22 protein-coding genes are annotated in these 25,791 nt (G+C 63.0%); 5 read left to right on the forward strand and 17 right to left on the reverse strand.

Going from position 1 to position 25,791, the window contains the following annotated elements:
• Positions 1 to 157: 157 nt before the first annotated feature.
• Entirely contained in the window at positions 158 to 1,534 is a 1,377-nt protein-coding gene (locus tag HX613_RS12710; RefSeq protein WP_235345668.1) for an ISL3-like element ISPfr2 family transposase, read from the forward strand.
• Here HX613_RS12710 and HX613_RS12715 read toward each other — a convergent pair.
• The 5 genes from HX613_RS12715 to pheS form a co-directional block, all read right to left on the reverse strand.
• Positions 1,432 to 2,286, reverse strand: a complete 855-nt coding sequence (locus HX613_RS12715; RefSeq protein ID WP_092107457.1) for an aminotransferase class IV — start codon at positions 2,284 to 2,286, stop codon at positions 1,432 to 1,434. The genes HX613_RS12710 and HX613_RS12715 overlap by 103 nt on opposite strands.
• A complete protein-coding gene (pabB, locus tag HX613_RS12720) occupies positions 2,283 to 4,742 on the reverse strand; it encodes an aminodeoxychorismate synthase component I (RefSeq protein ID WP_180958937.1) in 2,460 nt (819 codons plus the stop codon). Before pabB ends, HX613_RS12715 begins: the two co-directional genes overlap by 4 nt.
• A gap of 1 nt (position 4,743) precedes the next feature.
• A complete protein-coding gene (locus tag HX613_RS12725; RefSeq protein WP_101571035.1) occupies positions 4,744 to 5,625 on the reverse strand; it encodes an SDR family oxidoreductase in 882 nt (293 codons plus the stop codon).
• Positions 5,626 to 5,804: 179 nt separating this feature from the next.
• Positions 5,805 to 8,390 carry a phenylalanine--tRNA ligase subunit beta gene (gene pheT / locus HX613_RS12730; RefSeq protein ID WP_235345669.1) on the reverse strand — a complete coding sequence of 862 codons (2,586 nt, stop codon included), beginning with the start codon at positions 8,388 to 8,390 and terminating at the stop codon, positions 5,805 to 5,807.
• A 1-nt stretch (position 8,391) separates the two neighbouring features.
• Positions 8,392 to 9,435, reverse strand: a complete 1,044-nt coding sequence (gene pheS, locus HX613_RS12735) for a phenylalanine--tRNA ligase subunit alpha (RefSeq protein ID WP_235345670.1) — start codon at positions 9,433 to 9,435, stop codon at positions 8,392 to 8,394.
• Positions 9,436 to 9,628: 193 nt separating this feature from the next.
• On the opposite strand from pheS, the gene HX613_RS12740 reads away from it, so the two are divergent.
• Complete coding sequence (locus tag HX613_RS12740; RefSeq protein ID WP_235345671.1) at positions 9,629 to 11,284, forward strand: acetolactate synthase large subunit; 1,656 nt, start codon at positions 9,629 to 9,631, stop codon at positions 11,282 to 11,284.
• Between the two features lie 60 nt (positions 11,285 to 11,344).
• Here the strand turns inward: HX613_RS12740 and HX613_RS12745 are convergent, their stop codons facing one another.
• The 8 genes from HX613_RS12745 to infC all read right to left on the reverse strand — a co-directional run bounded on the left by HX613_RS12745 (position 11,345) and on the right by infC (position 15,719).
• Positions 11,345 to 11,695, reverse strand: coding sequence for an SdpI family protein (locus tag HX613_RS12745; RefSeq protein WP_235345672.1), 351 nt, complete (start codon positions 11,693 to 11,695; stop codon positions 11,345 to 11,347).
• Between the two features lie 9 nt (positions 11,696 to 11,704).
• Positions 11,705 to 12,364, reverse strand: a complete 660-nt coding sequence (locus HX613_RS12750; RefSeq protein ID WP_235345673.1) for a pentapeptide repeat-containing protein — start codon at positions 12,362 to 12,364, stop codon at positions 11,705 to 11,707.
• 54 nt (positions 12,365 to 12,418) lie between these two features.
• Positions 12,419 to 12,676 carry a hypothetical protein gene (locus HX613_RS12755; protein WP_235345674.1) on the reverse strand — a complete coding sequence of 86 codons (258 nt, stop codon included), beginning with the start codon at positions 12,674 to 12,676 and terminating at the stop codon, positions 12,419 to 12,421.
• A gap of 91 nt (positions 12,677 to 12,767) precedes the next feature.
• Entirely contained in the window at positions 12,768 to 13,037 is a 270-nt protein-coding gene (locus HX613_RS12760) for a hypothetical protein (RefSeq protein ID WP_235345675.1), read from the reverse strand.
• Between the two features lie 192 nt (positions 13,038 to 13,229).
• On the reverse strand, positions 13,230 to 14,120 hold the full coding sequence (locus HX613_RS12765; RefSeq protein ID WP_235345676.1) for a TrmH family RNA methyltransferase: 891 nt from the start codon (positions 14,118 to 14,120) through the stop codon (positions 13,230 to 13,232).
• 122 nt (positions 14,121 to 14,242) lie between these two features.
• Positions 14,243 to 14,632, reverse strand: a complete 390-nt coding sequence (gene rplT / locus HX613_RS12770) for a 50S ribosomal protein L20 (RefSeq protein ID WP_235345677.1) — start codon at positions 14,630 to 14,632, stop codon at positions 14,243 to 14,245.
• Between the two features lie 101 nt (positions 14,633 to 14,733).
• Positions 14,734 to 14,940: a 50S ribosomal protein L35 gene (rpmI, locus tag HX613_RS12775; protein ID WP_009885053.1), complete on the reverse strand. Its 207-nt coding sequence runs from the start codon at positions 14,938 to 14,940 to the stop codon at positions 14,734 to 14,736.
• 98 nt (positions 14,941 to 15,038) lie between these two features.
• Positions 15,039 to 15,719 (reverse strand): translation initiation factor IF-3, encoded by a 681-nt coding sequence (infC, locus tag HX613_RS12780; RefSeq protein ID WP_198398250.1) that lies wholly within the window; start codon positions 15,717 to 15,719, stop codon positions 15,039 to 15,041.
• A 272-nt stretch (positions 15,720 to 15,991) separates the two neighbouring features.
• On the opposite strand from infC, the gene HX613_RS12785 reads away from it, so the two are divergent.
• Both HX613_RS12785 and HX613_RS12790 read left to right on the forward strand, forming a co-directional pair.
• Positions 15,992 to 16,363 (forward strand): DUF1844 domain-containing protein, encoded by a 372-nt coding sequence (locus HX613_RS12785; protein WP_204232392.1) that lies wholly within the window; start codon positions 15,992 to 15,994, stop codon positions 16,361 to 16,363.
• Positions 16,364 to 16,493: 130 nt separating this feature from the next.
• On the forward strand, positions 16,494 to 19,943 hold the full coding sequence (locus HX613_RS12790; protein ID WP_235345678.1) for a DEAD/DEAH box helicase: 3,450 nt from the start codon (positions 16,494 to 16,496) through the stop codon (positions 19,941 to 19,943).
• A 31-nt stretch (positions 19,944 to 19,974) separates the two neighbouring features.
• Here the strand turns inward: HX613_RS12790 and HX613_RS12795 are convergent, their stop codons facing one another.
• The gene (locus tag HX613_RS12795) at positions 19,975 to 20,631 is read right to left on the reverse strand and encodes a TetR/AcrR family transcriptional regulator (RefSeq protein WP_235345679.1); all 657 of its coding nucleotides are present in this window, start codon (positions 20,629 to 20,631) and stop codon (positions 19,975 to 19,977) included.
• Between the two features lie 167 nt (positions 20,632 to 20,798).
• On the opposite strand from HX613_RS12795, the gene HX613_RS12800 reads away from it, so the two are divergent.
• Entirely contained in the window at positions 20,799 to 21,797 is a 999-nt protein-coding gene (locus tag HX613_RS12800) for an NmrA family NAD(P)-binding protein (protein WP_235345680.1), read from the forward strand.
• 76 nt (positions 21,798 to 21,873) lie between these two features.
• Here the strand turns inward: HX613_RS12800 and HX613_RS12805 are convergent, their stop codons facing one another.
• The 3 genes from HX613_RS12805 to HX613_RS12815 form a co-directional block, all read right to left on the reverse strand.
• Positions 21,874 to 23,511 carry an AbgT family transporter gene (locus HX613_RS12805; RefSeq protein ID WP_235345681.1) on the reverse strand — a complete coding sequence of 546 codons (1,638 nt, stop codon included), beginning with the start codon at positions 23,509 to 23,511 and terminating at the stop codon, positions 21,874 to 21,876.
• 35 nt (positions 23,512 to 23,546) lie between these two features.
• Complete coding sequence (locus tag HX613_RS12810; protein WP_235345682.1) at positions 23,547 to 24,893, reverse strand: M20 family metallopeptidase; 1,347 nt, start codon at positions 24,891 to 24,893, stop codon at positions 23,547 to 23,549.
• Positions 24,894 to 24,987: 94 nt separating this feature from the next.
• Entirely contained in the window at positions 24,988 to 25,788 is an 801-nt protein-coding gene (locus HX613_RS12815) for an SseB family protein (protein WP_235345683.1), read from the reverse strand.
• Between the last annotated feature and the right edge of the window lie 3 nt (positions 25,789 to 25,791).

A 25,791-nucleotide genomic window follows, 5' to 3' on the forward strand; every position in this document is an offset into this window, starting at 1 on the left:
TCACCGCGCCCTCCTCCTCGCCGGTCCCGTCGTCGAAGACGTTTCAGGGGTCTTCTCAGATGACGGTGTAGGTCGGCCGGGCGCGTCGGTCCGCAGATAGGCGTCGAGGTCTCCCGACGACGGAGGTTCCTACGCCATCCATCCGAAAGACCTCGACGTGTCCGACGCTACCCCGCCGGCCGGCTTCGGCCGCCTTGACCTGACCGCCTTCGCTCGACTCGACGGCCTCGGTCTGAGCGTGATCGGGCAACGACTTGAACCGGATCGTGCGGTCCTCGCGTGCCGCGTGGTGGAACCAGATCAGTGGTGCCGACGGTGCGGCAGCGAAGGCGCTGCTCGTGACACCGTGATCCGGCGGTTGGCCCACGAGCCGCTGGGCTGGCGACCGACCGTGCTGGAAGTTGTAGTGCGCCGCTACCGCTGTGCAGACTGCGGACACGTGTGGCGCCAAGACACCAGCGCCGCGGCGGAGCCACGCGCGAAGCTCTCGCGCACCGGGCTGCGGTGGGCGCTGGAAGGGATCGTGGTCGCACACCTCACCGTCGCCCGTGTCGCCGAGGGACTCGGGGTCGCGTGGGACACCGCCAACAACGCGGTCCTGGCCGAAGGCAAGCGGCTGCTGATCAACGACCCCACGCGGTTCGAGGGCGTGAAGGTCATTGGCGTCGATGAGCACGTCTGGCGCCACACCAGGCGTGGCGACAAGTACGTCACCGTGATCATCGACCTCACCCCGGTCCGCGATGGCGCCGGCCCAGCAAGGCTGCTGGACATGGTCGAGGGCCGGTCGAAGGCGGCGTTCAAGACCTGGCTCGCCGACCGCGACGACGCCTTCCGTGACGCGGTCGAGGTGGTCGCGATGGACGGCTTCACCGGGTTCAAGACCGCCGCTGCGGAGGAGATCCCGGACGCGGTCACGGTGATGGATCCCTTCCACGTCGTGCGCCTGGCCGGTGACGCCCTCGACAGGTGCCGGCGCCGGGTCCAACTCGCGATCCACGGGCACCGTGGGTTCAGGGACGACACGCTCTACAAGTCGCGGCGCACGCTGCACACCGGCGCGGACCTGCTCACCGACAAGCAGAGAGACAGGCTACGCGCGCTGTTCGTTGATGACGCTCACGTCGAGGTCGAGGCGGCCTGGGGTGTCTACCAGCGGATGATCGCCGCCTATCGCCACGAGGACCGGCAACGTGGCCGCGAGCTCATGGAGAAGCTGATCACCGACCTCAGCGCCGGCGTCCCCAAGGTGCTCACCGAGCTCACCACCCTGGGCCGGACCCTGAAGAAGCGAGCCGCTGACGTGCTCGCCTACTTCGAACGACCCGGCACCAGCAACGGGCCGACCGAGGCGCTCAACGGACGGCTCGAACACCTGCGCGGTTCCGCACTCGGGTTCCGAAACCTGACCAACTACATCGCCCGGAGCCTTCACATGCCCGGAGCGACCCTATTCGTTTCCAACCATTCACGCCAACGGCCGAGCCGGACCGCATCCGCATGGGGCCCGCTTCTTCGCTTAGTCCAAGCTTGATTCGGCTCATCGCCGCGCTGCACGCTGTCGTGAAAGTCACGCCCGTCAACGAGTTCGCTCACTCGCCGAATCCCGTGGAGCGCGTTGACGAGCCATGCTTCGTGCTCGATAAGCTCCTCGAGCCGCACTCGCCGCAACTCGATCGGAACCGACCGAGCGCGAGCCTCCTCGAGGATCACCGCCGAGGTGACTCCCGGCAGTGCGCCCAACTCCGGATCCTGTGCACAGAGCGTCTCTTCATCCCACCACAGCAGGCTCGTCGTCGCTCCCTCGATGACGTACCCGTCCCCATTGATGAGCAATACCTCGTCACAGCTGTACTGCTCACCGGCGTCCTCCCGCACACGCTCAAGCAATGCGATGTCCGGGCCTTTCCGATTCGGAGTGATTCGCGGGTCGGAATATGGCGGGATGAGAACCTTCAACTCCTGTTTCCGAGTCGGTGCTGGTCGCAACCGGAATGCCAACTCACGTTCGGCGTCAGGAGAAACATCGAGGACATCTACGCGCGGGAACCACTCCCCCTTCGCCGGGATCTTCTCGACCACTGCCGCCCAAAAATCGTCGGTGATCACATCACCCATCCCGACCTGCGCAGCAGCATCACCGAACCGTGTCCGATGGAGGTCGAACGCTCGTACCCGCCCGTCTTCAACAAGCCACGAATCGGCGGCCATCAGCTTCGATGAGCTGATGTCCGTCGTAGGCTCCTCGAAACGGTGATCCTGTTGATTCCACAGCCACACGTTCATCGCTCAACTCCACCCGAGTATTCGGCCACAGCGGTATCGGTCGGTCCGGCCTCCTCGGCGGGGATCATGGTGTGGACGTCAACATCGCCTATCTGCTCAGTCAAATGGATATGTGTCCTCAGTTCGGACGGGTCGTTCGCATGAACGACAACCTCGCCGGGGAACTCCACTCCACCGAGCAACCTCAGCACCGGAGCCGCCTTCACCACTGTCTCCTCGTACTCCTCCTCGGAATCCGAGAGCGCAACGATCGCTCCGCCGACCCCGTAACTCAGAGTCTCACCCTGAACGACGAGCGTGCGGATGACGACGCTGAGATCGACGGCACCGCCAAGCGAGAAATACCCGACTGCTCCGCTGTACACCCCACGCGGGCCGGCCTCGAGCTCTTCGATGGTCGTCATCGTCCGCAGCTTCGGCGCCCCGGTCATCGACCCTGGTGGGAACGCCGCCCGCACACACGCCACCGGACTGGCGTCCTCAGCCAAGCGTGAACTCACCGTCGAGACCATCTGATGCACCGTCGCATACGACTCGATCCCGAACAGCGTGTCCACCTGCACCGACCCCAAACTGGCCGTACGCCCGAGGTCGTGCCGAACGAGATCGACAATCATGAGATTCTCCGACCGGTCCTTCACCGAGGCGGCCAGCTCAGCCTTGATTGCCTCGTCTTCCTCGAGAGTGTCCCCGCGGGGACGCGTGCCCTTGATTGGCTTCGACTCCACTCGACCATCGGCATCAATGCGCAGAAATCGTTCCGGGGACGTGCTGAGAATCGTTGCATCCCGGGTCCGGATGAACGCCCCGAACGGCGTCGGATTGTCGTCGCGCAGACGCAGGTACATCGCCAGTGCGTCCTCGTCTGAGTCGACCGTAGCCTCAAGCATGTTCGTCAGGCACACCTCGTACGTTTCGCCGTCGGTGATCTCTCGCTGTACTCGATCAATGAGGGTCAGGTACTCATGTCGGCCATGCCGGGCCGACAAGTGTGAGCGTGAGAGGCCGGAGGAAGGTGTGTCCTCAATCCGCGCCGAGGCGGCGCCCGGCTGAACGAGTTCACCGACGTCGTCAGCCGGGATTGCTTCGATCTGTGCACGGATGTCATCGAACCATTCTTGAGACACGGCAGTGCCCGAAGGATCTTCAGGTTCGCGCAGTGCGAGCAGGTGGATGCGGTCGGCGTCGTGATCGATGACGAGAGCACGATCGAGGAACATCATCACGGCGTCGGGCAGGTCCGACTGATGCTGGTTCGGCGAGCCCACCTCGGCTTTGAGCTCATAGCCGAGGTACCCGACCCACCCGAGTCGAAACTCGAACGGAAGGCCTTGGATGCCCGCGCGCATGCCGGGGATTTCGGATCCGGCCCTGGGCGGTTCAACCCCTGTACCTGACACTGAGACAGTCGTGCCAGCGAGCTCGGCATCGAGCCAGTCGAAGAATCCGGACGACTGAATGAAGTTCTCTGATTCGCCACCGGTTGAGCGAACTTCGACAGTCCCTTCCGGCACCGAGGCGGTCGCTATTTTGCTAAGCGGACCGGACGGCGCACCCATGATTGAGAACCGGGACAAGTAGTTTCCAGGTAGGTTTCCGTCGAGCCAGACGGCTTCGGGCTCATCACCGAAGAGATCTGCAAAGAGACGTTCGTCGGAGATCGTCTGCGGGAGTACATCAGTGTCAAGAGTGTAGTGGCGCCGAGCGTCGAGAGGGCCGGTACTCGCTTGGGTGGAAACAAGAGATGCGCACGTCCCCGCGGGGACGTCGTCATCGGAGTCGACGTCCTTCTCAACCCAACCTTCGCTGGCCGGTAGGTCATTCTTGTACTGTTCCTGCCGGTTGCACGCCTCAGTCAGCTCGGCGAAGTTCTGCAGCAGCGTCCGTGCTTCCTCGGAGGCAATCGATTCTGGGTGGAATTGGACTCCCCACTGAGGCCTCGTCCGATGTTGCAACGCCATGATGACGCCGTCTTCGGACCACGCCGTCGCATAGAGAGACTCGGACAGTTCCGTGACCGCGAGCGAGTGATACCGCACCGCCGAGAACGGCGACGGCAGACCCGCAAAGAGCCCGGTACCGGAATGCCTGATCGGAGACACCCGACCGTGCCGAGGTTCTGGCGCATGCGCCACAACACCCCCGTGCACATGCGCGATGCCTTGATGGCCGAGGCACACGCCGAGCACCGGAATCGGGGAATGCTCGATCACCTCGGCGCAGATGCCGAAGTCGGCCGGCCGCTCCGGAGTGCCCGGTCCTGGTGGGATGACGACATTGTCGAACTCGTCCAGCACGCTCAGCTCGAACTCGGCCCAATCGTTGGGCACAAGAGTCGGCGCGCACCCATTCACCTCGGCGAGGAGGTGGAAGAGGTTGAGCGTGAACGAATCGGCGTTGTCGATGAGCAGAGTTCGAAGCGGCTTCGTTGTCGCCGACGCTCCGTCTGGAACCATCTCAGCCGAGCACGATCCGGCGGGTCGAATCCGACAACCCGCTGGCCGCCTCGGCGAGCAGTGACTCTTCGGAGTCCGCACCCGCACGGACGTACCGTCCAGTGAACGCGTCCAAAGTCCCCGACGCCAACGCCAACGCGAGGTCCGTGACCTGCGCGGGCGAGGTCCAATCATCGCCCTGTCGGAAATCATGCACGGGCATCGACTTCGTCATCGCGGTCTCGACGACACCGGGTGCCATCTCGAAGATGCGCAGTCCCTTATCGTGCCCGAAGTGGACAACGGAATCGGCCAGACGGAACAGTGACGCCTTCGACGCCGAATACACGGCATACGCCGGTGTTCCCTTCGCTCCCGACCCCGAGTTGAGGTCGATAATGCGGCTCGGTCGACCGGTCGCCTCGGCGCCGGCCATGAGCACCGGTGCGAAGACGTTGATCATCAGCGCAACCCCGGTGACGTTCGCGTCGACAACGGCTTTGAGGCTCTCCGGGTCGGCGTCCCACAGCGGACCCTCGGACGACTCGATGCGCCCCGCATTGTTGATGAGCACCTGCAGGCGCTTGCCCGTCTCGGCCTCGAGCGCGACCACCGACTCACGCAGCGCCTTCACCGCAGCAATGTCATCGGTGCGCAGCCCAACACCGGTCACCCCTCCCCCGGTCGCTTCAGCGATCTCGTCGGCCGCAGCCTCCGCATTGCTCGCCGAGGTAGCCGTCACGATCACGTGATATCCGGCACCAGCGAATGCCTCCGACAGATGGCGTCCGATTCCGCGCGCACCGCCGGTTATGAGCGCAATCGTCTCGGACGGGACCGCAGTCGCCTCAGGGGTTCCGTCGGTGGTCGGCATGTTTGTTCCGTAGGGCAGTTTCTCGGACATGGTTGGGACTCCTCAGCGGTGATCGGGTACGAGTGGTCAGGTGTCGTGGTGCGCAGCACAGATCCTCACACCAACGTGTTCGGATGTTCTTGTGCGCTCTACCGTGATGCTTCGAGCGGACACGGCAAAGCCCGGTCGAACCACTGTATCGGTCGACCGGGCTCTGCAACGCACTGTTCTCAGCTGCGGACTTCAGCGCCGTGACGTTCGGCGGCCAGCTTCGTCGCCGCCTCGCGCATCGCCGAGGCCTCATCGGCCTTGAGCGTACGATCCGGGGCGCGGAACGTCAGGCGGAACGCCAGCGACTTCTTGCCTGCGGGCAGCTGGGCGCCGGTGTAGAGGTCGAAGGTCTCGAGCAGTTCGAGCTCCTCCCCTGCACCTTCGCGCAGCGTCGCGGCCAGAGTCTGCGTCGGCAGCTCGGCATCGACGATGAGCGCAACGTCCTGACGCGACACCGGATAGGTCGACAGCGCACCGTCCCAGGCACGCAGATCCTCCTGAGCCAGCAATGCGTCAAGATCGATCTCGAATCCGACCGTCCGTGCCGGCAGGCCGAGGTTCTCGCACACCTTCGGGTGCAGCTCACCGGCATGGCCAAGAGTCTGCCCATCGGCGAGGACGAACTTCGCAGCCCTTCCCGGATGCCACGGGGCAATCTGATCGGCCTCGACGGTGACTTCAAGGCCGTTGACTGATGCGATCCGGCGGACGGTGTCGATGACATCCGTCGCCTCGGCCTTACGGCCCTTGCCCCAGACGCCGGGCATCTCCGCATTGCCGGAGATGATGCCGGCATAGTGATAAGGCTGATGCGGCACCGAGGCGTAGATCGCCTCGAGCTCGTCATCGCTCGGGTGGTATCCGGGCAGGTGACGCGGCCCGGGACCCTCCGGCATTCCCGCTGAGGTGGACACCAGTCCCGCCTCGAAGAGTGCGACGTCCTTCGCCCCGCGGCCCTGGTTGCGAACCACGAGGTCGACGAGAGTCGAGAGCAGGGTGGTGCGCATGAGCGGCAGGTCTTCGGACATCGGGTTGGCCAGGCGCACGTGCTTGCGGCGCACATCATCGGCCTCGAGCCGCAGCTGATCGTCCCGCTTGTCGTTCGTGAACGGGTACGACAGCACCTCGGTGAACCCGTCGGCAGCCAGCAGATTCGAGATCCGACGCCGCGCTTTCTGCGCGGTGGTCAGTCCGTTGCCGGCCCGAGCGGCGGGCTGAACGGACGGAATCCGGTCATAGCCGCCGGTGCGGGCGACTTCCTCGATGAGGTCGACGTCGTCGGTGATGTCCGTGCGCCAGCTGGGCACGGTCACCGACACGGTCTCCTCATCCTTAGTCGACACTGTTGCGCCGATGCCCTCAAGAAGTGAGGTCACCTCGGCGACGGTGTAATCGACACCGACCAGCGACGCGACACGAGCGACCTTGAAGTCGAGCACCGTCGCCTCGGGAGCCTGCCCGACCTGCGTGGTCGCAGGGCTGAGCGTTCCGCCGCCGAGTTCGACGAGCAGGTCCGCGCACCGACGTGCGGCCACAGGCCCGAGCCTCGGGTCGACGCCGCGTTCGAAGCGACGCGAGGCCTCCGAGGACAGTTTGTGGCGACGGGAAGTGCGGGCAATCGAGATCGGGTCGAAGTGAGCGGCCTCGATGACGACATCGGTGGTCCCAGCATGAACTTCGACATCGGCCCCGCCCATGACTCCGGCCAGGCCGATGATCTTTCCACCCTTGCCAGAAGCACCAGCACCGCGGTCGGTGATGAGCAGGTCTTCGGAGCTGAGTTTCCGCTCGACATCGTCGAGAGTCGTGAACTTCTCCCCCGCGGTGGCGCGGCGGACGACGATTTCGTCGCCGAGCAGCGAGGTGTCGTAGGCGTGCAGCGGCTGGCCGAGTTCGAGCATGACGTAGTTCGTGACATCCACGGTCAGGCTGATCGGGCGCATGCCCGCCTGCTCCAGGCGACGCTGCATCCAGAACGGAGTCTTCGCCTGAGGATCAAGACCGGTGACCTGAAGGGCGGTGAACTGGTCACAGCCGGCCACCTCGTTGATGGGGTTCGCATCCTCAACCGACACCGGGAAGCCATCGTCGGTGGCCGCGTTGGTGGGAGTCACCTCGGCGGATCCGATATCGGTGAAAGTCTGACCCTTCATCTGCGCGTATTCGCGGGCGATGCCGCGCATCGACAGCTGGTAGCCGCGGTCGGGGGTGACGTTGACGTCAAGGGTGACCTGGTCGAGGCCGAGCAGCTTGATCGCGCCATCGCCGGGCTCACCCGTCAGCCCAAGGTCGGACAAAACGATGATGCCGGAGTGGTCCGCGCCGAGCCCGAGCTCCTTGGCCGAGCAGATCATGCCGTCGGATTTGTGTCCGTAGGTCTTGCGGGCAGCGATCTGGAAATCACCGGGCAGGACGGCTCCAGGCAGGCAGGCGACGATGAGGTCACCGACGACGAAGTTATGTGCACCGCAGATGATGCCGCGGCTCGGTCGTTCCTCGCCAGGCTGCGGGTCCTTCGGGTCATCGGCATCTTCATTGTGCTCAGGCCCGACGTCGACCCGGCACCAGTTGACGGTCTTGCCGTTCGAGTGCTCTTCCTTGATCAGTTCAAGGACGCGACCGACGACGAGGGGGCCGGTGATCTCGGGGCCGAAGAAGTCCTCTTCCTCGAGTCCGATCGAGGCGAACTCCGCGGCCAGGGCATGGGGATCCGTATCGGCCGGGAGATCGACGTAGTCGGCCAGCCAGTTCAGTGGGACGCGCATATCAAGCCTTCATTCCGAAACGAGCCGAGAAGCGCACATCGCCCTCGACCATGTCATGCATATCGTTGATTCCTTCGCGCAGCATCAGGGTGCGCTCGATGCCCATGCCGAAGGCGAAGCCCTGGTAGACATCGGGATCGATGCCCGCAGCCTTGAGCACATTAGGGTGGACCATGCCGCAGCCGCCCCATTCGATCCAGCCGGGGCCGCCGACCTTCTTCGGGAACCAGAAGTCCATCTCCGCGCTCGGTTCGGTGAATGGGAAGAAGCTGGGGCGCAGGCGGGTCTTCGACTCAGGGCCAAACATCTCACGGGCGAAGCCGTCGAGGGTGCCCTGCAGGTTGGCCATGGTGAGGCCCTTGTCGATGGCGATGCCTTCGATCTGGTGGAACACAGGCGTATGGGTGGCATCGAGTTCATCGGTGCGGAAGGTCTTGCCCGGGCACACGACGTAGAGCGGGACACCACGCTGCAGCAGTGAGCGCGACTGGACCGGTGAAGTGTGGGTGCGCAGGACGAGTCCGGCGTCGGCGGGGTCTACGAAGAAGGTGTCCTGCATCTGGCGGGCAGGATGGTCGGGCCCGAAGTTGAGGGCATCGAAGTTCAGCCATTCGGATTCGATTTCGGGGCCTTCGGCGACTTCCCAGCCGAGGCCGATGAAGTAGTCCGCGGCCTGTTCCTGGATGAGGCTGAGAGGATGACGGGCGCCGAGGCGGTTGCGGTCAGTGGGCAGAGTGACGTCGATGGACTCTTCGATGAGAACGGCTGCGTCGCGCTCGGCTTCGAGCTCGGCCTGACGAGCGTCGAGGGCCTTCTTGACCTGACCTCTGGACTTGCCGACGATCTTGCCGGCGACGGCCTTATCGGCCTTGTCGAGTCCGCCGATGGCTCGGTTGGCCAGCGCCAGCGGGGCCTTGTCGCCCGTGAACTCGATCTTCGCGGCCTTGAGATCGTCTAGGGTGCGTGCGTCCGCGAATGCCCTCAGTGCCGCGTCAACGGCCGCATTCACGGCCGACTCGTCCAATGGGTCGAGCTGGTCAGTCATCAATGTCCTTTACGTGCCTGCGTAGGTCCTGTTCGTCTACCGCGGACAAGTCTATCGTCTGTGCCGCCACGCCTGGTCACGCGTGGTCGATAATGTCCCAGACACCGCGGGGGTAATGCCCCAGTCGCTGCCGTTGCGGATCTCTGTGACCTGGCTCATCGAGACCTGTTGCCAGAAGATGTAGTGTCGAAGAATGACGACTCAGCGAGCTTCCGATGTCATGGTGAAGGCCCTGGAGAACGAGGGAGTCGAACGCATCTTCGGCATCCCCGGTGAGGAGAATATCGACTTCATCGATTCTCTGCGCCAGTCCTCCATCGAATTCGTCCTCACCCGCCACGAACAGGCTGCCGCGTTCATGGCAGCGACCTATGGGCGTCTGACCGGCAGACCCGGAGTGTGCCTGACGACCTTGGGCCCGGGCGCTCTCAACCTCACCACCGGTGCCGCCTACGCCCACCTCGGCGGGATGCCCATGATCATGATCACCGGGCAAAAGGGCATCCGCACCGCGGAGCAGGCCCGGTTCCAGATCGTCAACCTGGTTTCCACGATGGCTCCGCTGACGAAGTCGAGTCAGCAGATCACCTCGACGAGGCGGATCCCCACCATGATCAGTGAGGCCTTCCGAACCGCCAAGGCTGAGCGACCAGGTCCAGTCCACTTGGAACTGCCCGAGGACATCGCAGCTATGCCCGTCGACTCCTTCGACCTGGTGGCGCCCCACACCAACGGTCGAGCCGTGGCCAACGAGGATTCCATCGAAGCCGCAGCGAAGGTGATCCGGGATGCTAAGCGGCCGCTGCTCATGCTCGGCGAGGATGCCTCACGGGCGGACTGCACCGACCTGCTCTCGCAGTTCGTTCACCGGGTGCGCATCCCCTACTTCACCACGCAGATGGGCAAGGGCTCAGTCTCGGGTTCCTCTGACCTGTATATGGGTACCGCTGCCCTGACCAGTGGCGACTATGTCCACGACGCAGTCGACAAGGCCGACGTCATCGTCACCATCGGCCACGACACCACCGAGAAGCCTCCCTTCACCATGAACGAGGACGGCCCGACCGTCGTGCATGTCGGTTACCGACCGGCCGTCGTCGAACAGGTCTATTTCCCCCAGGTCGAGGTCGTCGGCGACCTCGGACCCTCGCTTAAACGCCTCGCGGTGGAGCTGGTCGGTCATGTCCCGAATGCGGGCGCACTGCTGCCGTTGCGCGAGCCCATTCTCGAGAACCTCAAGGAAGGCTCGACGATCGACCGGTTCATCCCTCAACGCATCGTCGCCGAGGTCAGGAACGTCATGCCCGTCGACGGCATCGTCACCCTCGACAACGGCATGTACAAAATCTGGTTCGCCCGCAACTACCGCACCACCCGAGCGAACACATTGCTGCTCGACAACGCGCTGGCGACCATGGGCGCCGGACTCCCCTCGGCAATCGGAGCCAAACTGACCCACCCAGAGCGTCGGGTCATGGCCGTGGTCGGCGATGGCGGATTCATGATGAACAGCCAGGAGATGGAGACCGCGGTGCGCCTGGGTCTCGACCTCGTCGTGCTCATCCTCGAAGACTATGCCTACGGCATGATCCGCTGGAAGCAGGCCGTCGACGGAATGGAAGACTACGGTCTGACATTCGGAAACCCGGACTTCGTCAAGTACGCCGAATCCTACGGGGCCACCGGGCACCGCCTCAACGATGTCAACGAGATGCACGATGTGCTTGAGTCCGCGCTCAGCGCCGGCGGTGTCCACGTAGTTGTCGCGCCGGTGGACTATTCGGAGAACAAACGCGTCCTGATCGACGAGCTGGGTGAGCACGCGGCTGCCGAACTGGATAATCAGTAGAACCATGCGCGTCTGAGACGAGTCCGCACGTGATCGCGCAGGCGCACGGTCTGCCGGGCGTCAGGGACCAGTTGATCTCGCTGCCTGATTCGCAGCTTTGACCGCGAGGGCGGCACAGACAAGGATGAGCACCCAGCCGAGCAGGGACAGTACGTGGCCTGGAGTCCTAGCACCCGAGAGTTCGACGCACAGCAGTGCCATGGCGTGGCCGATGCTGATGACGGCCATGGCGTAGAGGTAGGGCACGCCCGCTCGATGCCCGGCTTCCCATGCGGCACCGGAAGCGAGCGTGTGCCGCGTCCGAATGCCGATCACAGAATTCCTGCCGATGAACTGTCTGCGTTGAGCGACGATGAGAAAGATGCTGACTGCTGCCACGATCAAATAGCCCGCCATAGGTGGGTAGAACATCGGTGCTCCTCACTCGACCGTGATGCCGAGTTCGCTGGCGAAGAGTTCGGCGAAGAGCATCAGCTGCATCTCATCGATGGTGGTCCCCCGCAGCGAGTGGACACCGGAGATCTTGTGCGGCTGCAGACCTCGCAGGTCCACATTGCCCAGGGTCGCACCTTCGCACTGCAGAACCCCGACGGTCGAGCCGGGGAACGATACGCGGTTGGCCTTGGCCCGGTCGAGGTCGATCTCGTCAATGACACAATCCCGGAATTCGACGTCGGTGAGTTTCGCCGCACGCAGGTTGAGATAGGAGATCCGACAGTTGCTCACGACGACCTTCTCCCAGACGTTGTCGTGAACAACTCCCGCACCAATACGTGTCCCCGAGATCTCGGTGTGGATGAGACTCCCCCGCGGCATCGTCAAAGTATCGGCTCGACAGTCCTCGATCTTGCTGCCGGAGAAACGGGCTCCGGTCAGATCCACAGGCGACTCGGCGGCACCGAAATTCACTCGGGACAGGGAACAGTCCAGGTATGTGGCCTGGGTGGAATCCACCTCGGCAAGGTCGAGTTCATTGAATTCCATGCCCTCAAGGAACTCTTCGGGACCGATATCGCCGAGGTAGCCCGGAGCCAGTTGTCCTAGTTTGATCTTCGGTGCGCGGGGAGCTTCAGTCGTCATAGGTTCACCGTATCGGGTGGGTGGGACACGTCCATATTGTCATCACTGCATCGACTATTCGACGACGAAGTTACTCAGCCCAGCCGCTTTAAGAATGAACGGGGCGATTGACATCAGCACCAGTATCGATGCAACGATCCAGAGCCACATCATTTTTCGCCGTTCGCGCCTGAATCTGGTCGACAAAGCGAACAGTGGACTCAACAACGGCAGACCGTAGAACACCGGAGTGAGAACGAACGTAAGAGCCAGGAAGCCGATGAACTTCCACTCTGTCTTCGAGAAGAAGCCTTCGCGTGGCTGGGTATCCATAAACTGTACTTCTCCCCGTTTTCAATAGGTGGATCGACCACAAGCCGGTAGGCGACGCAACCGCTGCAGCGAACTCCACCACCAAGGCAGGCTAAGCCGACGATGCCCCGGCAGGCGACGGCTGTACGAAGTCGAATCGTCTCTTTGCACGGAAGTAATCAAGAAGATCCCTGAAAATCAAAGCGGGCATCGTGACAGTCACGAGCAGGCGCGAGACCGAGGGCGAAGATCCGGCCCCGAAGTCGATGGCCCAGAACACCGCGGCGACCGCAATGCACATCAGGACAGAGCTCAGCACACTATCGACGCACTTCGCATGCACTTTCGACAGCGTCTGCGGCTGAAATTTCGTGTCAGGCACTGCATCGCTCCGTCCTGCGCCTTACCCATGAATGAACAGGTACCTTGCTTTCAACGCTAGCAGACGACGCTCTGATCGGGAATACGTGCTCGGCGCAGGCCGGTCGCACTCGGAGTCGCAGTCGCAGTCGCAGTCGCAGTCGCAGTCGCGTCACGTTCGGCTACAGAACTCGTTGAACGAGTCGCGTGCGAATCACATCCGCTGGTTGCGCGCACTCTCATAGATGCACACGCTGGCGGCAGTTGCGAGGTTAAGGCTTTCGGCCTTCCCATAGATCGGCACGGCCGCTGAGGAGTCGCAGAGCTCGAGGTCTTCCGTCCTCATTCCCCACGCCTCGTTGCCGAAGACCCATGTGGTGCGGGCGGTCAGGTCGAGTCCGGAGTCCCAGGGATGGTGGACGTCATGCGACTGGTCATTGGCATCGGCGGCGAGCACCTGCAGCCCTCGGGCACGGGCGAGTTCGGTCACCTCGGAGAGTCCGACGCCTGTGACGACTGGGACATGGAACAGTGATCCGGCGGTGGAGCGAACGGTCTTGTCGTTGTAGATGTCAACGCTCGACGAGGTGAGCACGACCGCGTCGGCTCCTGCCGCGTCGGCGAGGCGGATGATGGTGCCAGCATTGCCGGGATCGCGGACCTGGGAGAGCACGACGATGAGCTGTGCCTCCGTGTCGATGACGGAGTCCAGGTCGACGTCGATACGTTCACACACGGCGACAACGCCCTGCGAATTGACCGTCGCGGACAGCTCGGTCAGCACCTCATCGGTGATGATGTTCCAGCGGATGTCACATTCTTTGACGGTCTCGACGAACTCGGGATGCGCCTCGGCGGCCTCTTCTGTGATGAAGAGTTCGATGACAGCACCCTGCGGGTCAACACTCGAGCCCACCCAATCCGGGACGCCCGGTGCCTGACCGGGAAAATCCAGCTCTGCGTGTCGTTCCAGAGCCTCCCGCACAGCCTGGGGTCCTTCAACGAGGAACTGGCCCATCGTCTTGCGGGAATGCCGCTTGAGCAGCTTGACCGCGTTCTTGACCCGCTTCGAGTTCGGTGAGGAGATGGCGTCTGGAAGTTTCAAATTGGCTGACCCGCATTCTTGCTGAAGGAACTACTGATTGCTGGAGGGATTGGTTCTGAGAACAAATCAACGGTCCCGAACCAAGTAAGTTCGGGACCGTTGAGAGTGTGAGGACCGGCAGCTCAGGCTGCGGCGGTCTTCGCTGCGTTGACGTCAGCCGGAAGAGCTTCCTTGGCAACCTTGATCAGGGCCGCGAAGGTGGCTGAATCGTTGACGGCGAGCTCGGCGAGCATACGGCGGTCAACCTCGACACCAGCAGCCTTGAGGCCCTGGATGAAGCGGTTGTACGTCATACCGTTGGCGCGAGCGCCGGCGTTGATGCGCTGGATCCACAGGCGACGGAAGTCACCCTTGCGGGCGCGACGGTCACGGTAGCTGTAGACCAGCGAGTGGATGACCTGTTCTTTGGCCTTGCGGTACAGGCGCGAGCGCTGTCCACGGTAGCCCTTTGCCCGGTCAAGGATGACCCGGCGCTTCTTGTGAGCGTTGACCGCTCTCTTAACACGTGCCACGTGTTACTCCTTCAAAATTGGTTCAACCGGCGGAGCCGGAGTCTGGTTCAAGCTATGGGAACCACATCAGTGGCTGCCCGGGATGGAGACCCGAGAGGGTCTCACCTGCCCTTGAGCTTGCCCAGAAGCTTGCGGGCTTTGGCGCGATCTCCGCCGGTGAGGACCTGGTCCTCGGCAACGCGACGCTTACGGGCCGAGGACTTACCCTCGAACTTGTGCTGGTTGTTCACGCCTTCACGCATGATCTTGCCAGTACCCGTCACACGCATGCGCTTCTTGGCGCTGCTGTTCGTCTTCTGCTTCGGCATCGAGCCGTTCTCCTTTGCATTTCGTTGTCGGTGGCGACCACCGACAACTACTTCACACGCTGAAACCGTTCAGGCTCCAGCGAATCGGTACTTACTTCTCACGCGTCGGGCGCTGCGTGCTTCTCTGCAGCGACGCGATCGCGTCGGGATTTCACCTCGGCGACGTTGCCCTTGGCATCTGAAGATGCCTTGCGGGCCTCGGCCTTGGCGTCGGATTTTGACTTATGTGGGCCAATGACCATCACCATGTTGCGTCCGTCGACCCGTGGTGAGGATTCGACGGTGCCTAGGTCCGACACATCTTCGGCCAGGCGGTTGAGCAGCTTGATGCCCATTTCGGGGCGAGACTGTTCACGTCCGCGGAACATGATCATGACTTTGACCTTGTCGCCACCGGCCAGGAAGCGGGTCACATGCCCCTTCTTCGTCTCGTAGTCGTGTTCATCGATCTTGAGACGGAAGCGGATCTCTTTCAGCGCAGTGTTCGCCTGGTTCTTGCGGGCTTCTCTGGCCTTCTGAGCAGATTCGTATTTGAATTTCCCGTAGTCCATGAGTTTGGCTACGGGAGGCTTCGCCTGCGGCGCAACCTCGACCAAGTCGAGATCTGCCTCGCGAGCGAGGTCGAGTGCCTTGCGAATGGCAACGATACCGACCTGTTCACCGTTGGGTCCGACCAACCGGACCTCGGGAACCCGAATCCGGTCATTGATGCGCGTCTCGCTGATGTGTTCACTCCTTTTTAGCTCAAATGATGTCGTGGCAATAGAAAAGGCTCCCATTGACCACATGCCAAGGGAGCCTGCACACACATCAGAGCAACGGAATTGAAACCGCAGCACATCAAGTGAATACACCTCGATCTGAAATCTTCTGCCTCAGGCTTGCACCCAGGCTGTCGATCATCAGATCATTGGACCCGATCGCTCTACACGATCAAGGTGGGAGTCAGACCCCGCTTCGCACCACGATTCAGTGTACTACGCTTCATGACTCTTCGCACATCGAGGTCGATCGTGCAATCGTCGGGTCAATCATATGTCAAGCTAGTCCCATGAGTTCTGAAAATTCTGTACCCGCCGAGGCGGTTGCCGATGTCACTCGTGATATCGCCGAAGTTCCAGCCGTCGAGGTCATCACATCAGCAGCTGTGCACCTGATGTCCGCTGCCGCCGTCAAATGCGGACTGGCCGAAGACTCCCCCGAAGCTCCGGCAGCAGAGCTGCAGGACCTCGACGAGGCGCGTAAACTCATCACCGCCCTGGCCGGCCTGGTCACCGGAGCCGCCACCGTCATCGGCGACCACCATGCTCGCCCCCTGCGCGATGGCCTGCGCAGCCTCCAGTTGGCCTTCCGCGAAGCCTCGGCCATTCAGGACGAGCCCGGACAGGGTCCCGGCGAGAAGTTCACGGGCCCCGTTCGCTGACACAAGCCTTGATGAGTGCCGGCAGTCTCGTCGTGCACCATTCGTGGTGACTCTCCACATCCGCTGCGGCTCTCGACCATTGGTCGGGGGCCGCTTCTGTCATGTCAGTGCCGAGTGAGACCATCGTTGCATGCCTCCCGTTGAACTGCCGTACGTGAGTGCCAAGGAGCTACAGGACTACTTCGGCACCACGTTCTACGAGCGCGGGCGCAGTTATGCCAACAAGGGAATGGTCGGGCAGGCCAGCTGGGATCCAGACGTCATGACTCTCCGGGCGGATGTCGCAGGCACCGCGGCACACGATTACACAAGCACTGTTCGGCTGGAACGGCACAATCCCACTGCCAAATCGTTCACCGTAGTCTCCTCGATGTGCACCTGCCCTGTGGGCGGAGACTGCAAACACGTGGTGGCTGCGCTGATGGCGGCGTCGATCCGGCAGGTGGCACCGTTCGGTTCAACGGCGCTGCACGATCCTGACCAGCGCCGCTCCCCCGACGACGCCGATTGGTGCAGCGCCCACGTGCGCACTGCGCGCTCGAGCCCCCGAGGCCGGGCTCCTGATGGCAGCGACCCGTCATCGCACAGTCGAAGAGAATCCGACTGGAAGTCGCTTCTGTCAGGGTTCTCCTCCGACCGAGTCGACGATTCGGTATGGGCCTCCGGTCCCGGTGGCACTCTGGTCGGCAGCGCACCGACGCACCTTGCCCTCGGCTTCGAGATCTCCGAGTTGAGACGCACGGGCTTCGGGAACTTCGAAACCCACCCCATCAGACGACCCGAACTCACCGGTCGCACCGACCTCGTCGTCACCCTGAGACCACTGATGGAAGGTGCGCGCCGCAATTGGATCAAGGGGAACGTGTCGTGGTCCAACATCGCCAACAACTCAAACACTCGCGCATATGCACAGGGGCAGGCGGCCTGGTTCGCGCAGCTCTACGGCCTGTCCGCCATCAGCTCGAATCACCTGATTACGAATGACGACTCGGTCGTCCTTGACTGGTTCACTTCGCCCTTGCTCTGGCATCTCTTCGATCAGGCGAGGTCGCTGGGCATCGAACTCGTCGGCACCAGCCGCGGACTCTCAATTCGCCGAGGCGAGGAAGGGTCGACTCAATGTGATGTGGTTGCGGTCTCGGACGGGCTCGAGGCCCGCTCCCTGGTCACGATTGACGGTGAGTCGTTCGACCAGGGCCTCTGCGGCTCGATCGATGATCATGGCTTCTACGGAATCTCGACCTCCGGCGGTACGTCCCTCCTTCTGGCTCCGACCGAGGAGAGGACGAATCGTGATGTGGTTCAGATGCTGCGTCGGTGGGAACCGATCACCATCGCCGATGGCCAGATCCGTGACTTCTTCACTGACTTCTATCCCAAGCTCGCCTACGCCACCACCGTCGTCTCCTCCGACGATTCGGTGACCCTGCCTGTGCTCGTACCTCCCGATCTCGCACTCACCGTCACGTACGGTGACCATGGCGCGCACCTGACCTGGGAGTGGCATTACCACCACCCGGTGCAGACGCTCCCGGTCCGCCGCGGGCCGCTGGCCGATCGCAACCGGAGCATCGAGCACGAAGACGAGGTACTGGAGAAACTGAGCACCACCGTTGCCGCAACCGCGATGCCGCTGACACTGCCGAGCGAGGTTCGCCGGGCGGACACCGTGGGCCTCGACGACCTGCAGACAGCAGTCTTCGTCGACAAACTGCTGCCGGCTCTGAGTGACATCGACCATCTCGAGGTGCATGAGGTCGGTAATCGTCCGGACTATCGAGAAGTCACTGAAGCGCCCCTGGTCGCGATGTCGACCGACGAAGCCGAGGACAGCGACTGGTTCGACATCCGCTTCAACATCACGATCGCCGGACAGCAGGTGCGCTTCGCCGACCTCTTCGTCGCCTTGGCGCAAGGGGCTGCGATGATCGTTCTGCCCGACGGCGCCTACTTCTCACTTGAGGCACCCTTCTTCGACAAGTTTCGACAAATGCTCGCCGACTCCGATGTCATCGCGGACTGGAAGCCGGAATCACCCCGCCTCTCCCGATATCACATGGATCTGTGGGCCGAATTCGACGAGCTCGTCGACGAATCCGCTGCTGCGGCCTCATGGCGGCGCTCGGTCGAAGCGCTCAGCCACCTCGGCGAGATTCCAACTCTCGACGTGCCCGAAGGGATCGAAGCCACACTGCGGCCCTATCAGCAGGAGGGGTTCAGTTGGCTGGCAGCACTGTGGTCGAGCGGACTCGGCGGCATCCTGGCCGACGACATGGGCCTGGGCAAGACGCTGCAGGCACTGAGCCTGTTCACTCACGTCAAGAACACGAACAAGAACGCCGCTCCCATCCTCGTCGTCGCACCCACCTCGGTGATGTCGACCTGGCGAGCCGAGGCGGAGAAGTTCGCACCTGGTCTGCGAGTCGCCACAATCTCGGCCACAGAGAAAAAGCGGAAGACCACCCTGGCCGAGGAGATCGAGGAGGCGGACCTCGTCATCACCTCATACGCCATTCTGCGCCTCGACGCACTGGCTTTCATGTCGATCGTGTGGGATACGTTCGTCCTCGATGAGGCACAGTTCGTCAAGAACAGGACCGCCAAGGTCCACACTGCGGCGAAGGCGATTCAGGCCCGGTTCCGCCTGGCCATCACCGGCACACCGATGGAGAACTCGCTGACCGACCTGTGGTCGCTGTATTCGATCACCTCACCGGGACTGCTCCCGGGCTTCGAGAAGTTCCGGCGCGAGATCGTCTCCCCCATCGAATCCGGCGAGGCCCCGGAGGGAATGGCCCTGCTGCGCCGGCGGATTCGACCGTTTATGAAGCGGCGGAACAAAGAACTTGTCGCTGCCGACCTGCCGCCGAAGCAGGAACAGCTTCTCAGCGTCGAACTCAGCACCAAGCACAGGGAGCTGTACAACACGGTTCTGCAGAAGGAGAGGAAGAAGCTCCTCGGTCTCATCAACGACATGGATCGCAACCGCTTCGCGATCTTCCGCTCGCTGACACTCCTGCGGATGTTGGCCATCGACCCATATCTCATCGATGCGAAATATGAAGGCATCGGATCGAGCAAACTCAGCGCACTCTTCTCCCACCTTGACGACATCGTTGCCGAGGGCCACCGGACCATCATCTTCAGCCAGTTCACCTCGTTCCTCACCCGGGTCGGTGAGCAGCTCGAGCACCGCAATATCAATTACGCCTACCTCGACGGCTCCACGCGGAATCGCGGCGCAGTCATCGAGGACTTCAGGGCCGGGGACGCACCCATCTTCCTCATCAGCCTCAAGGCAGGTGGGTTCGGCCTGACACTGACGGAGGCCGACTATGTCTTCCTCCTCGATCCCTGGTGGAACCCGGCGGTTGAGGCTCAGGCAGTCGACCGCGCACACCGAATCGGGCAGACGAAGAACGTCATGGTCTATCGGATGGTCTCGGAGAAGACGATCGAGGAGAAGGTGCTGGCGCTGCAGGAGAGGAAGGCACAGCTCTTCGACTCCCTGGTCAATGAGGGTGAGGGCTTCTCGTCAGCGATCACGGGTGAGGACATCCGCGGGCTGCTCGACGGGTAAGTGGCTCGTCGTCACTGGCTCACTCTCCCACTCAATATCCGAGCGTCGACACGAGCCCCTGCATCAGTTCATCTTCGACTGGTTCGATCCCGGGGCCGAACTGTCCGAATCGCAGTGCGTTGATGAGGCCGATGATCGCAGCCCACACGGTCACAGTGCGCATAATCACCTGATCGTCTGGCTCCAGTCCCAGTTCTCGCAGTCCTTCACGCAGCACGTCCAATGCATGAGCCGGCGGTACCTGAGAGTTGGGGTTCCCATGCACAGAGGCCTGTGAGAGCAGGGTCGTCAGCGTCACCATGATCCTGGTCCCCGGCACCACTGTCTCGTCCCGCGGCGCCTGGTAGTCAGGGACGGGCGTGCCATAGATGAGCGCCCACCGGTTGGGATGCCTGCGCGACCAAGCCAGCATCGTCACACCGACGGTGAGAACAGATGTGTCGTGTTCGAGAGCTTCGTCCACGTCATCGGCGATCGAGGTGAATGCGTCGCGGATGAGTATGGTCAGCAGTTCGTCGCGGTTCTTCACGTACCGATAGATGGCGCTTGAGACGATTCCGAGTTCCCGTGCGATGGCCCGAAGCGAAACTCCATCGAGACCGTCGTCATCAAGCATTCGGTTCCCGATCCGGGTGATCTGCGCTTCAGTTTCCAGCCGGGCCCGCTGGCGCGGAGTCGAGTTCATCATGCCTTCACCCTAGAACGAGAGAGCAAAGATAACAATAGTGAGCACTGCTCTTGCACTTGTGCGAGCGGCGGCCTATTCTGATTCCAGAGAGCAGTGCTCTCGTTCACCGAAGGACTCGCCGATCCGCACGGCATCACGACATCACGAAACTGCGAAGGACAACCATCATGAAATCTGCACTCGTCATCGGCTATGGACAGATCGGCAGCGAGATCGCCTCCCAACTCACGGCGGCGGGAGTACACGTTGCAGTCGCAACCCGTTCGGCTCCAGCTGCCGTCCCGGTTACCGCCGCAACCGGCCCAGGATCGGCAGAGCCCGCGCACGCCGATACCGCCAACCGAGCCGACCACGCCGACCGAGCCGACCACGCCACGATCGCCCGTGTTCGCGCAGACGCATCCGACCCTGCGCAGCTGCTCGAGGCCGCTGCAGGCTGCGATGTCATCTTCGCCTGCGTTCATGCCCCCTATGACAGCCGAGTCTGGGCACAGGTTCTACCGCAGCTGGAGAAGACGATCATGGATGTCGCCGCGGAACTGGGCATTCCGGTCATCTTCCCCGAATCGGTCTACGCGTTCGCCGGCCTCCCCAGTCCGGTGACGGAGTCCTCTCCATTTGCTCCTGTTGAAGAGAAGGGACGGATCAGGCAGCAGCTCATGGAGGCGAGGCTGGAACACCCGGCCACCTCGGCGAGCGTCGTTGCCGGGGATCTGCTCGGTCGCAGCGCGCAGCCGATGTCCTCTGTAGTGAAGATGTGCATCACCGATCCGATCTCCAAAGGACGTCGGGCCATCGTGCCCGCACGCTCCGATGTCGCCCACGGCATCACCGTGATCGAAGACCTCGCTGCCGCGATGATCCGTGCGGGACAGCTGCTCGAAGACGTCCCCGCGGGGACGCATCGCCTCCTCATCGCCCCCTCGTCGAATCCGACTCTCGCCGAGATCGCGAAGTTCACTCACGAGCATCTGGGCACGAAGCCGAGAGCGCCACTCTCCCTCCCCCGCTGGACGACTCGCGTCGCCGGGATCGTCGAACGCTCAATGTACGAACTCAACCAGCTCGCCCCGATCTGGTACTCCACCTGCGTCATCGAGTCAGGGGCATTCGCTGAGGATCTCGGCGCGACCGACTGGCGCGAAGGCGTGAAGCAGATGCTCTGAAGTCACCTCGGCCTGGGCCGGGCACGTGGGAGATCGGCACGCGCCGAGCTCCGACGGTCCGCCCTTCCCCGACGTCCTACTTGAGGAAGATGCCGTTACCGGGACCCAGCGGCAGGTCGAAGAAGAACCAGATCGCCAGCAGCGCCGCCCAGGCGAGCCAGAATGGGATGACGAACGGGAACATCCGCGAGATGATCGTCCCGAGCCCGGCATTGGGTTCATACCGGCGCACGAGTCCCAGCAGCACGATCATGTACGGGTTGAGCGGGGTGATGACCTGGGTGGCAGAGTCTCCGACGCGGAACCCGGCCTGGATGAACGCCGGCTCATAGCCGAGCAGCGCGAACAGCGGAACGAACACCGCGGCCATGAGCGTCCACATCGACGAACCGGAGACGATGAAGAGGTTGAGCACGCTGGCCAGCAGCATGAAGCCGAGGACCGCGGCGAATCCGGTGAGTCCGATGGCTTCGAGACCGGAGGCACCGGCGACCGCGATCCAGGATCCGATCCCTGTCCAGTTGAACAGGGCGATGAACTGGCCGAGGATGAACGCGAGGATGAGAAAGGACATCATGTCGATGATCGACTGGCTCATCATCCTCACCAGGTCGTTCATCGACCGCACGGTACGCACGACGAAGCCGTAGACCACGCCCATGAGCATGAAGTAGGCGAAGACGATGAAGACGATCGATGACAGCAGGGGCGACTTCGGCAGAAAGCCGCCGTCCTCGTTGCGCCACGGCGAATCAGGGATGAGCACGGCGAAGAGCACCACCGCCGTCAGCAGCAGCGCGGAGCCCACTGCCCACAGCAGCCCCTTCTTCTCCTCAGGCTCCAGTTCGGCCTTGACCTCCTTCTGAGATTCCTCGACCTCTTCGGCGGACACGGAGTTCTCACCGTAGGGGTTGTCCTTCGCCTGGTATTCCTTGGCCAGGCCTGAACCCTTGGCATCCGCGTATTCGCGCGGAACGCCCTTTCGAACCATGTTCGGTTCGATGAGCTTGTCGATGATGAAACCGGCGATGACCGCCAGCACGATCGAAGCGACGATATTGAAGAAGTAGTTCGACACCGGGTTGACGGCCGAATAGTCCGTGTCGGGCAACGTCCCCATCACCGAGGTGGTGATGCCGGCGAACAGTGCATCGAGGCTCGTCGGCACGATCGAGGTCGAATACCCGGCCCCGGTGGCGGCGAATCCGCCGATGAGCCCGGCCATCGGGTGCCGCCCGGCGGCCTTGAACACGAGCGCAGCCAGGGGCGGGATGATGATGAAGGCCGAATCGGCCATAATCGACCCGACGACGCCGACGAATCCGACGGCGTAGGGCAGCAGCCAGCGAGGGCTCTTGCCGAAGGCGATCCGCACGGCCGCGGCGAGCATCCCCGACTTCTCGGCCACGCCCACCGCCAGGAGGATCGGCAGTACGGTCGCCAGCGGGGGGAAGCCGATGTAGTTGTCGCCCATCGTCGTCGTCAGCCACGACATGCCTTCCCCGGTGAACAGTCCCTTGATCGCCACGGTCTCATCGCTGCCGGGAATCTCAACCGACACGTCGGCTATGGCCATGCCGGTTGAGATCGCTCCCGTGATGAGGAACAGACCGAGGAAGAGGGTGAACGGCTCGGGCAGTTTGTTCCCCAGCCGTTCGATCCCGTCCAGCAGACGCTGGCCGATACCGACTTTCGCTGATGTCGTCGTTGACATGTGTCTTCCTTTATCTGGTTGAAGTCGTTCTGTATCTAGTTGAAGTAGTTCTCCACGTCTACCGCTCCTCCGTCACGCTCGAATTCCGCAACCGCCTCGGCGGCCAGTGCATCGTCGACGAGGAAGTCCAACGCAGTACACGCCAGTCCATATCCGGCATCATGGGCGGCATCTTCAGCAGCAGGTGTGATCGAGGCGGCCGCGAACTCGCGGGTGTGCAGCGCCACCTCGGCGTCGGCGGTCTTGATGAGTGGGTGGATGCCCGGTATCCGGTAGGAGACATTGCCGAAGTCGGTCGACGCTGCGATCGACTCATCGAGCACTCCACCTGGCAAAGGTGTTCGCCCCTGCGTCTCCTCGTGCACCGCCCACCGCTGGGTCAGCGCGGAGTTCGAGCGCACCGGCAGCGAGGGCGGATGCTCATCCCATGTCACCTCGACCCCGGTTCCGGTCATGAGCGCCGCTCCCTTCGCCGCATCCTCGACGCGCTCCGAGAGCTCCTTGAGCGTGGCTGGGAACTTCGACCGCACATAGCACTGAACGGTGGCCGATTCGGTGATGATCGAGGGTCTGGTCCCGCCTTCGGCGATGACGGCGTGCAGTCGAGAGATCGGCGGCATCTGCTGCCGGATCAGCCCCAGCCCTTGGTAGAAGAGATTGGCAGCGTCGAGTGCGTTGCGGCCCATGAACGGCTGCGCCGAGGCGTGGGCGGCGACTCCCGTATAGGTGACCTCGAGCAGCCGCCTGCCCAACCACACCTGATCTGCACAGTCGTACCCGTAGCCGTGGACCATGATGGCCGCGTCTATGCCTTCGAAGGCACCCTGGCGAGCCATGACCTCCTTGCCGGAATGCCCCTCCTCCGCGGGCGTGCCCAGCAGCACCACCGTGCCGGGAACTGCTCCAGGATCCTGCTCGCAGAGGGAGTGAAGGGCAAGGAATGCTCCCACCGCCGAGGTGGCGATGAGGTTGTGCCCACAGGCGTGGCCGATCTCGGGCAAGGCGTCGTATTCAGCGAGGATCGCGATCGTGCGTCCCTGCCCGGAACCTGTGGTGGCCCGCAGGGTGGTCTCGACGCCGAAGAGCCCGGTCTCGACCTCGATTCCACGATCACGCAGCACTGCGGCGATGGCGGCGACGGATTCGTGTTCGTCGTAGGCGGTCTCTGCCAGGGAATGGATCGTGTGGAGCAGTCCGTCGAGTTCCGGCTTCGCCTCCGCGAGCCCGGCTGCGATGCTGGCTGCACTCGTTGCAGGGGCTCCGGAGCACGCTGAGGTCCAGGCTCCCACCTGCTCGGCGCGGGCACGGGTCTCGGCAGCGATCTCGTCGACGTAGCTCTCGTCGGGGACGGTGGGACGACTCAGGTCGCGCATCGGGTTCATGGGGACCAAGCATAGAAGATGAGGGGCAAGCGCACATGCCTTTTCCCGCTATCTGGTACCCGACCGAACGGCACGGGCGTGTCGACGCGAACGCTCAGGACTCGGCGAGCTGGAGCGCCATCGAATCCACTCGCTCGACGATGGTCGCATCGGCGGCCAGCGCCGCCTGGAACCGCTTCATCTCCTCGGCCGGAACCTGGGAGCGCACACCCAGCCTGATGCCGACCTCCGGCCCCTCGACGTGCACGCGTGCACTGCCGGGGCTGAGACTGATCTGAGCCACCCACGGAAACTGTTCGGCGATGGCGACGAGCGCCTGCCCCACCTCGGCGTCGGCCCAGGCCGGGGTCCACTCACCGCCCTGAACGAACGCGAACATCGCGGGGCGACGCAGCAGGAACGAGGTCTCGGCTCCCGGGTCGAGGACGACGAGCTGAGAATCGGCTTCGATCGCCCCGAGGACGAGCCGCTCCGATTCGATCGGCACGGGCCGAGCGTCGCGATGCCATGCTGTCAGCGGAGGGATCGAGCAGAATCCGGGGGTGCATTCGCGTCCGTCCTCGGCCTGCAGCCGGACCATCGCCATCTCCGAGGAGTTGTCGACCATCAGCCCGCTCTCGCCGACCTCCTGGTCGACAGCCATCGGAACGATCGGGGCATAGAGACGCGCCTCCGACAGGGCGGTGACGACGTTGCGGTGCAGATTCGGATCCAGGGGGTTCCGGCTCACCGAGGTGAGGGCCTCGAGGAGCCCGGCATCGGCCAGTCCCGAGTCGCCCGAGAACGGATTCGGGCGCAGATCGCGCCCCGACCATGACACTCCCGCCGAGTCGGAGTGGCCGGATGTTTGATGCCTCTCCGGCGACTGGGACCGATCGTCCGGATCCGATGTCACTTC

This window comes from Brevibacterium sp. UCMA 11754, from assembly GCF_021532275.1.
Classification (GTDB): domain Bacteria; phylum Actinomycetota; class Actinomycetes; order Actinomycetales; family Brevibacteriaceae; genus Brevibacterium.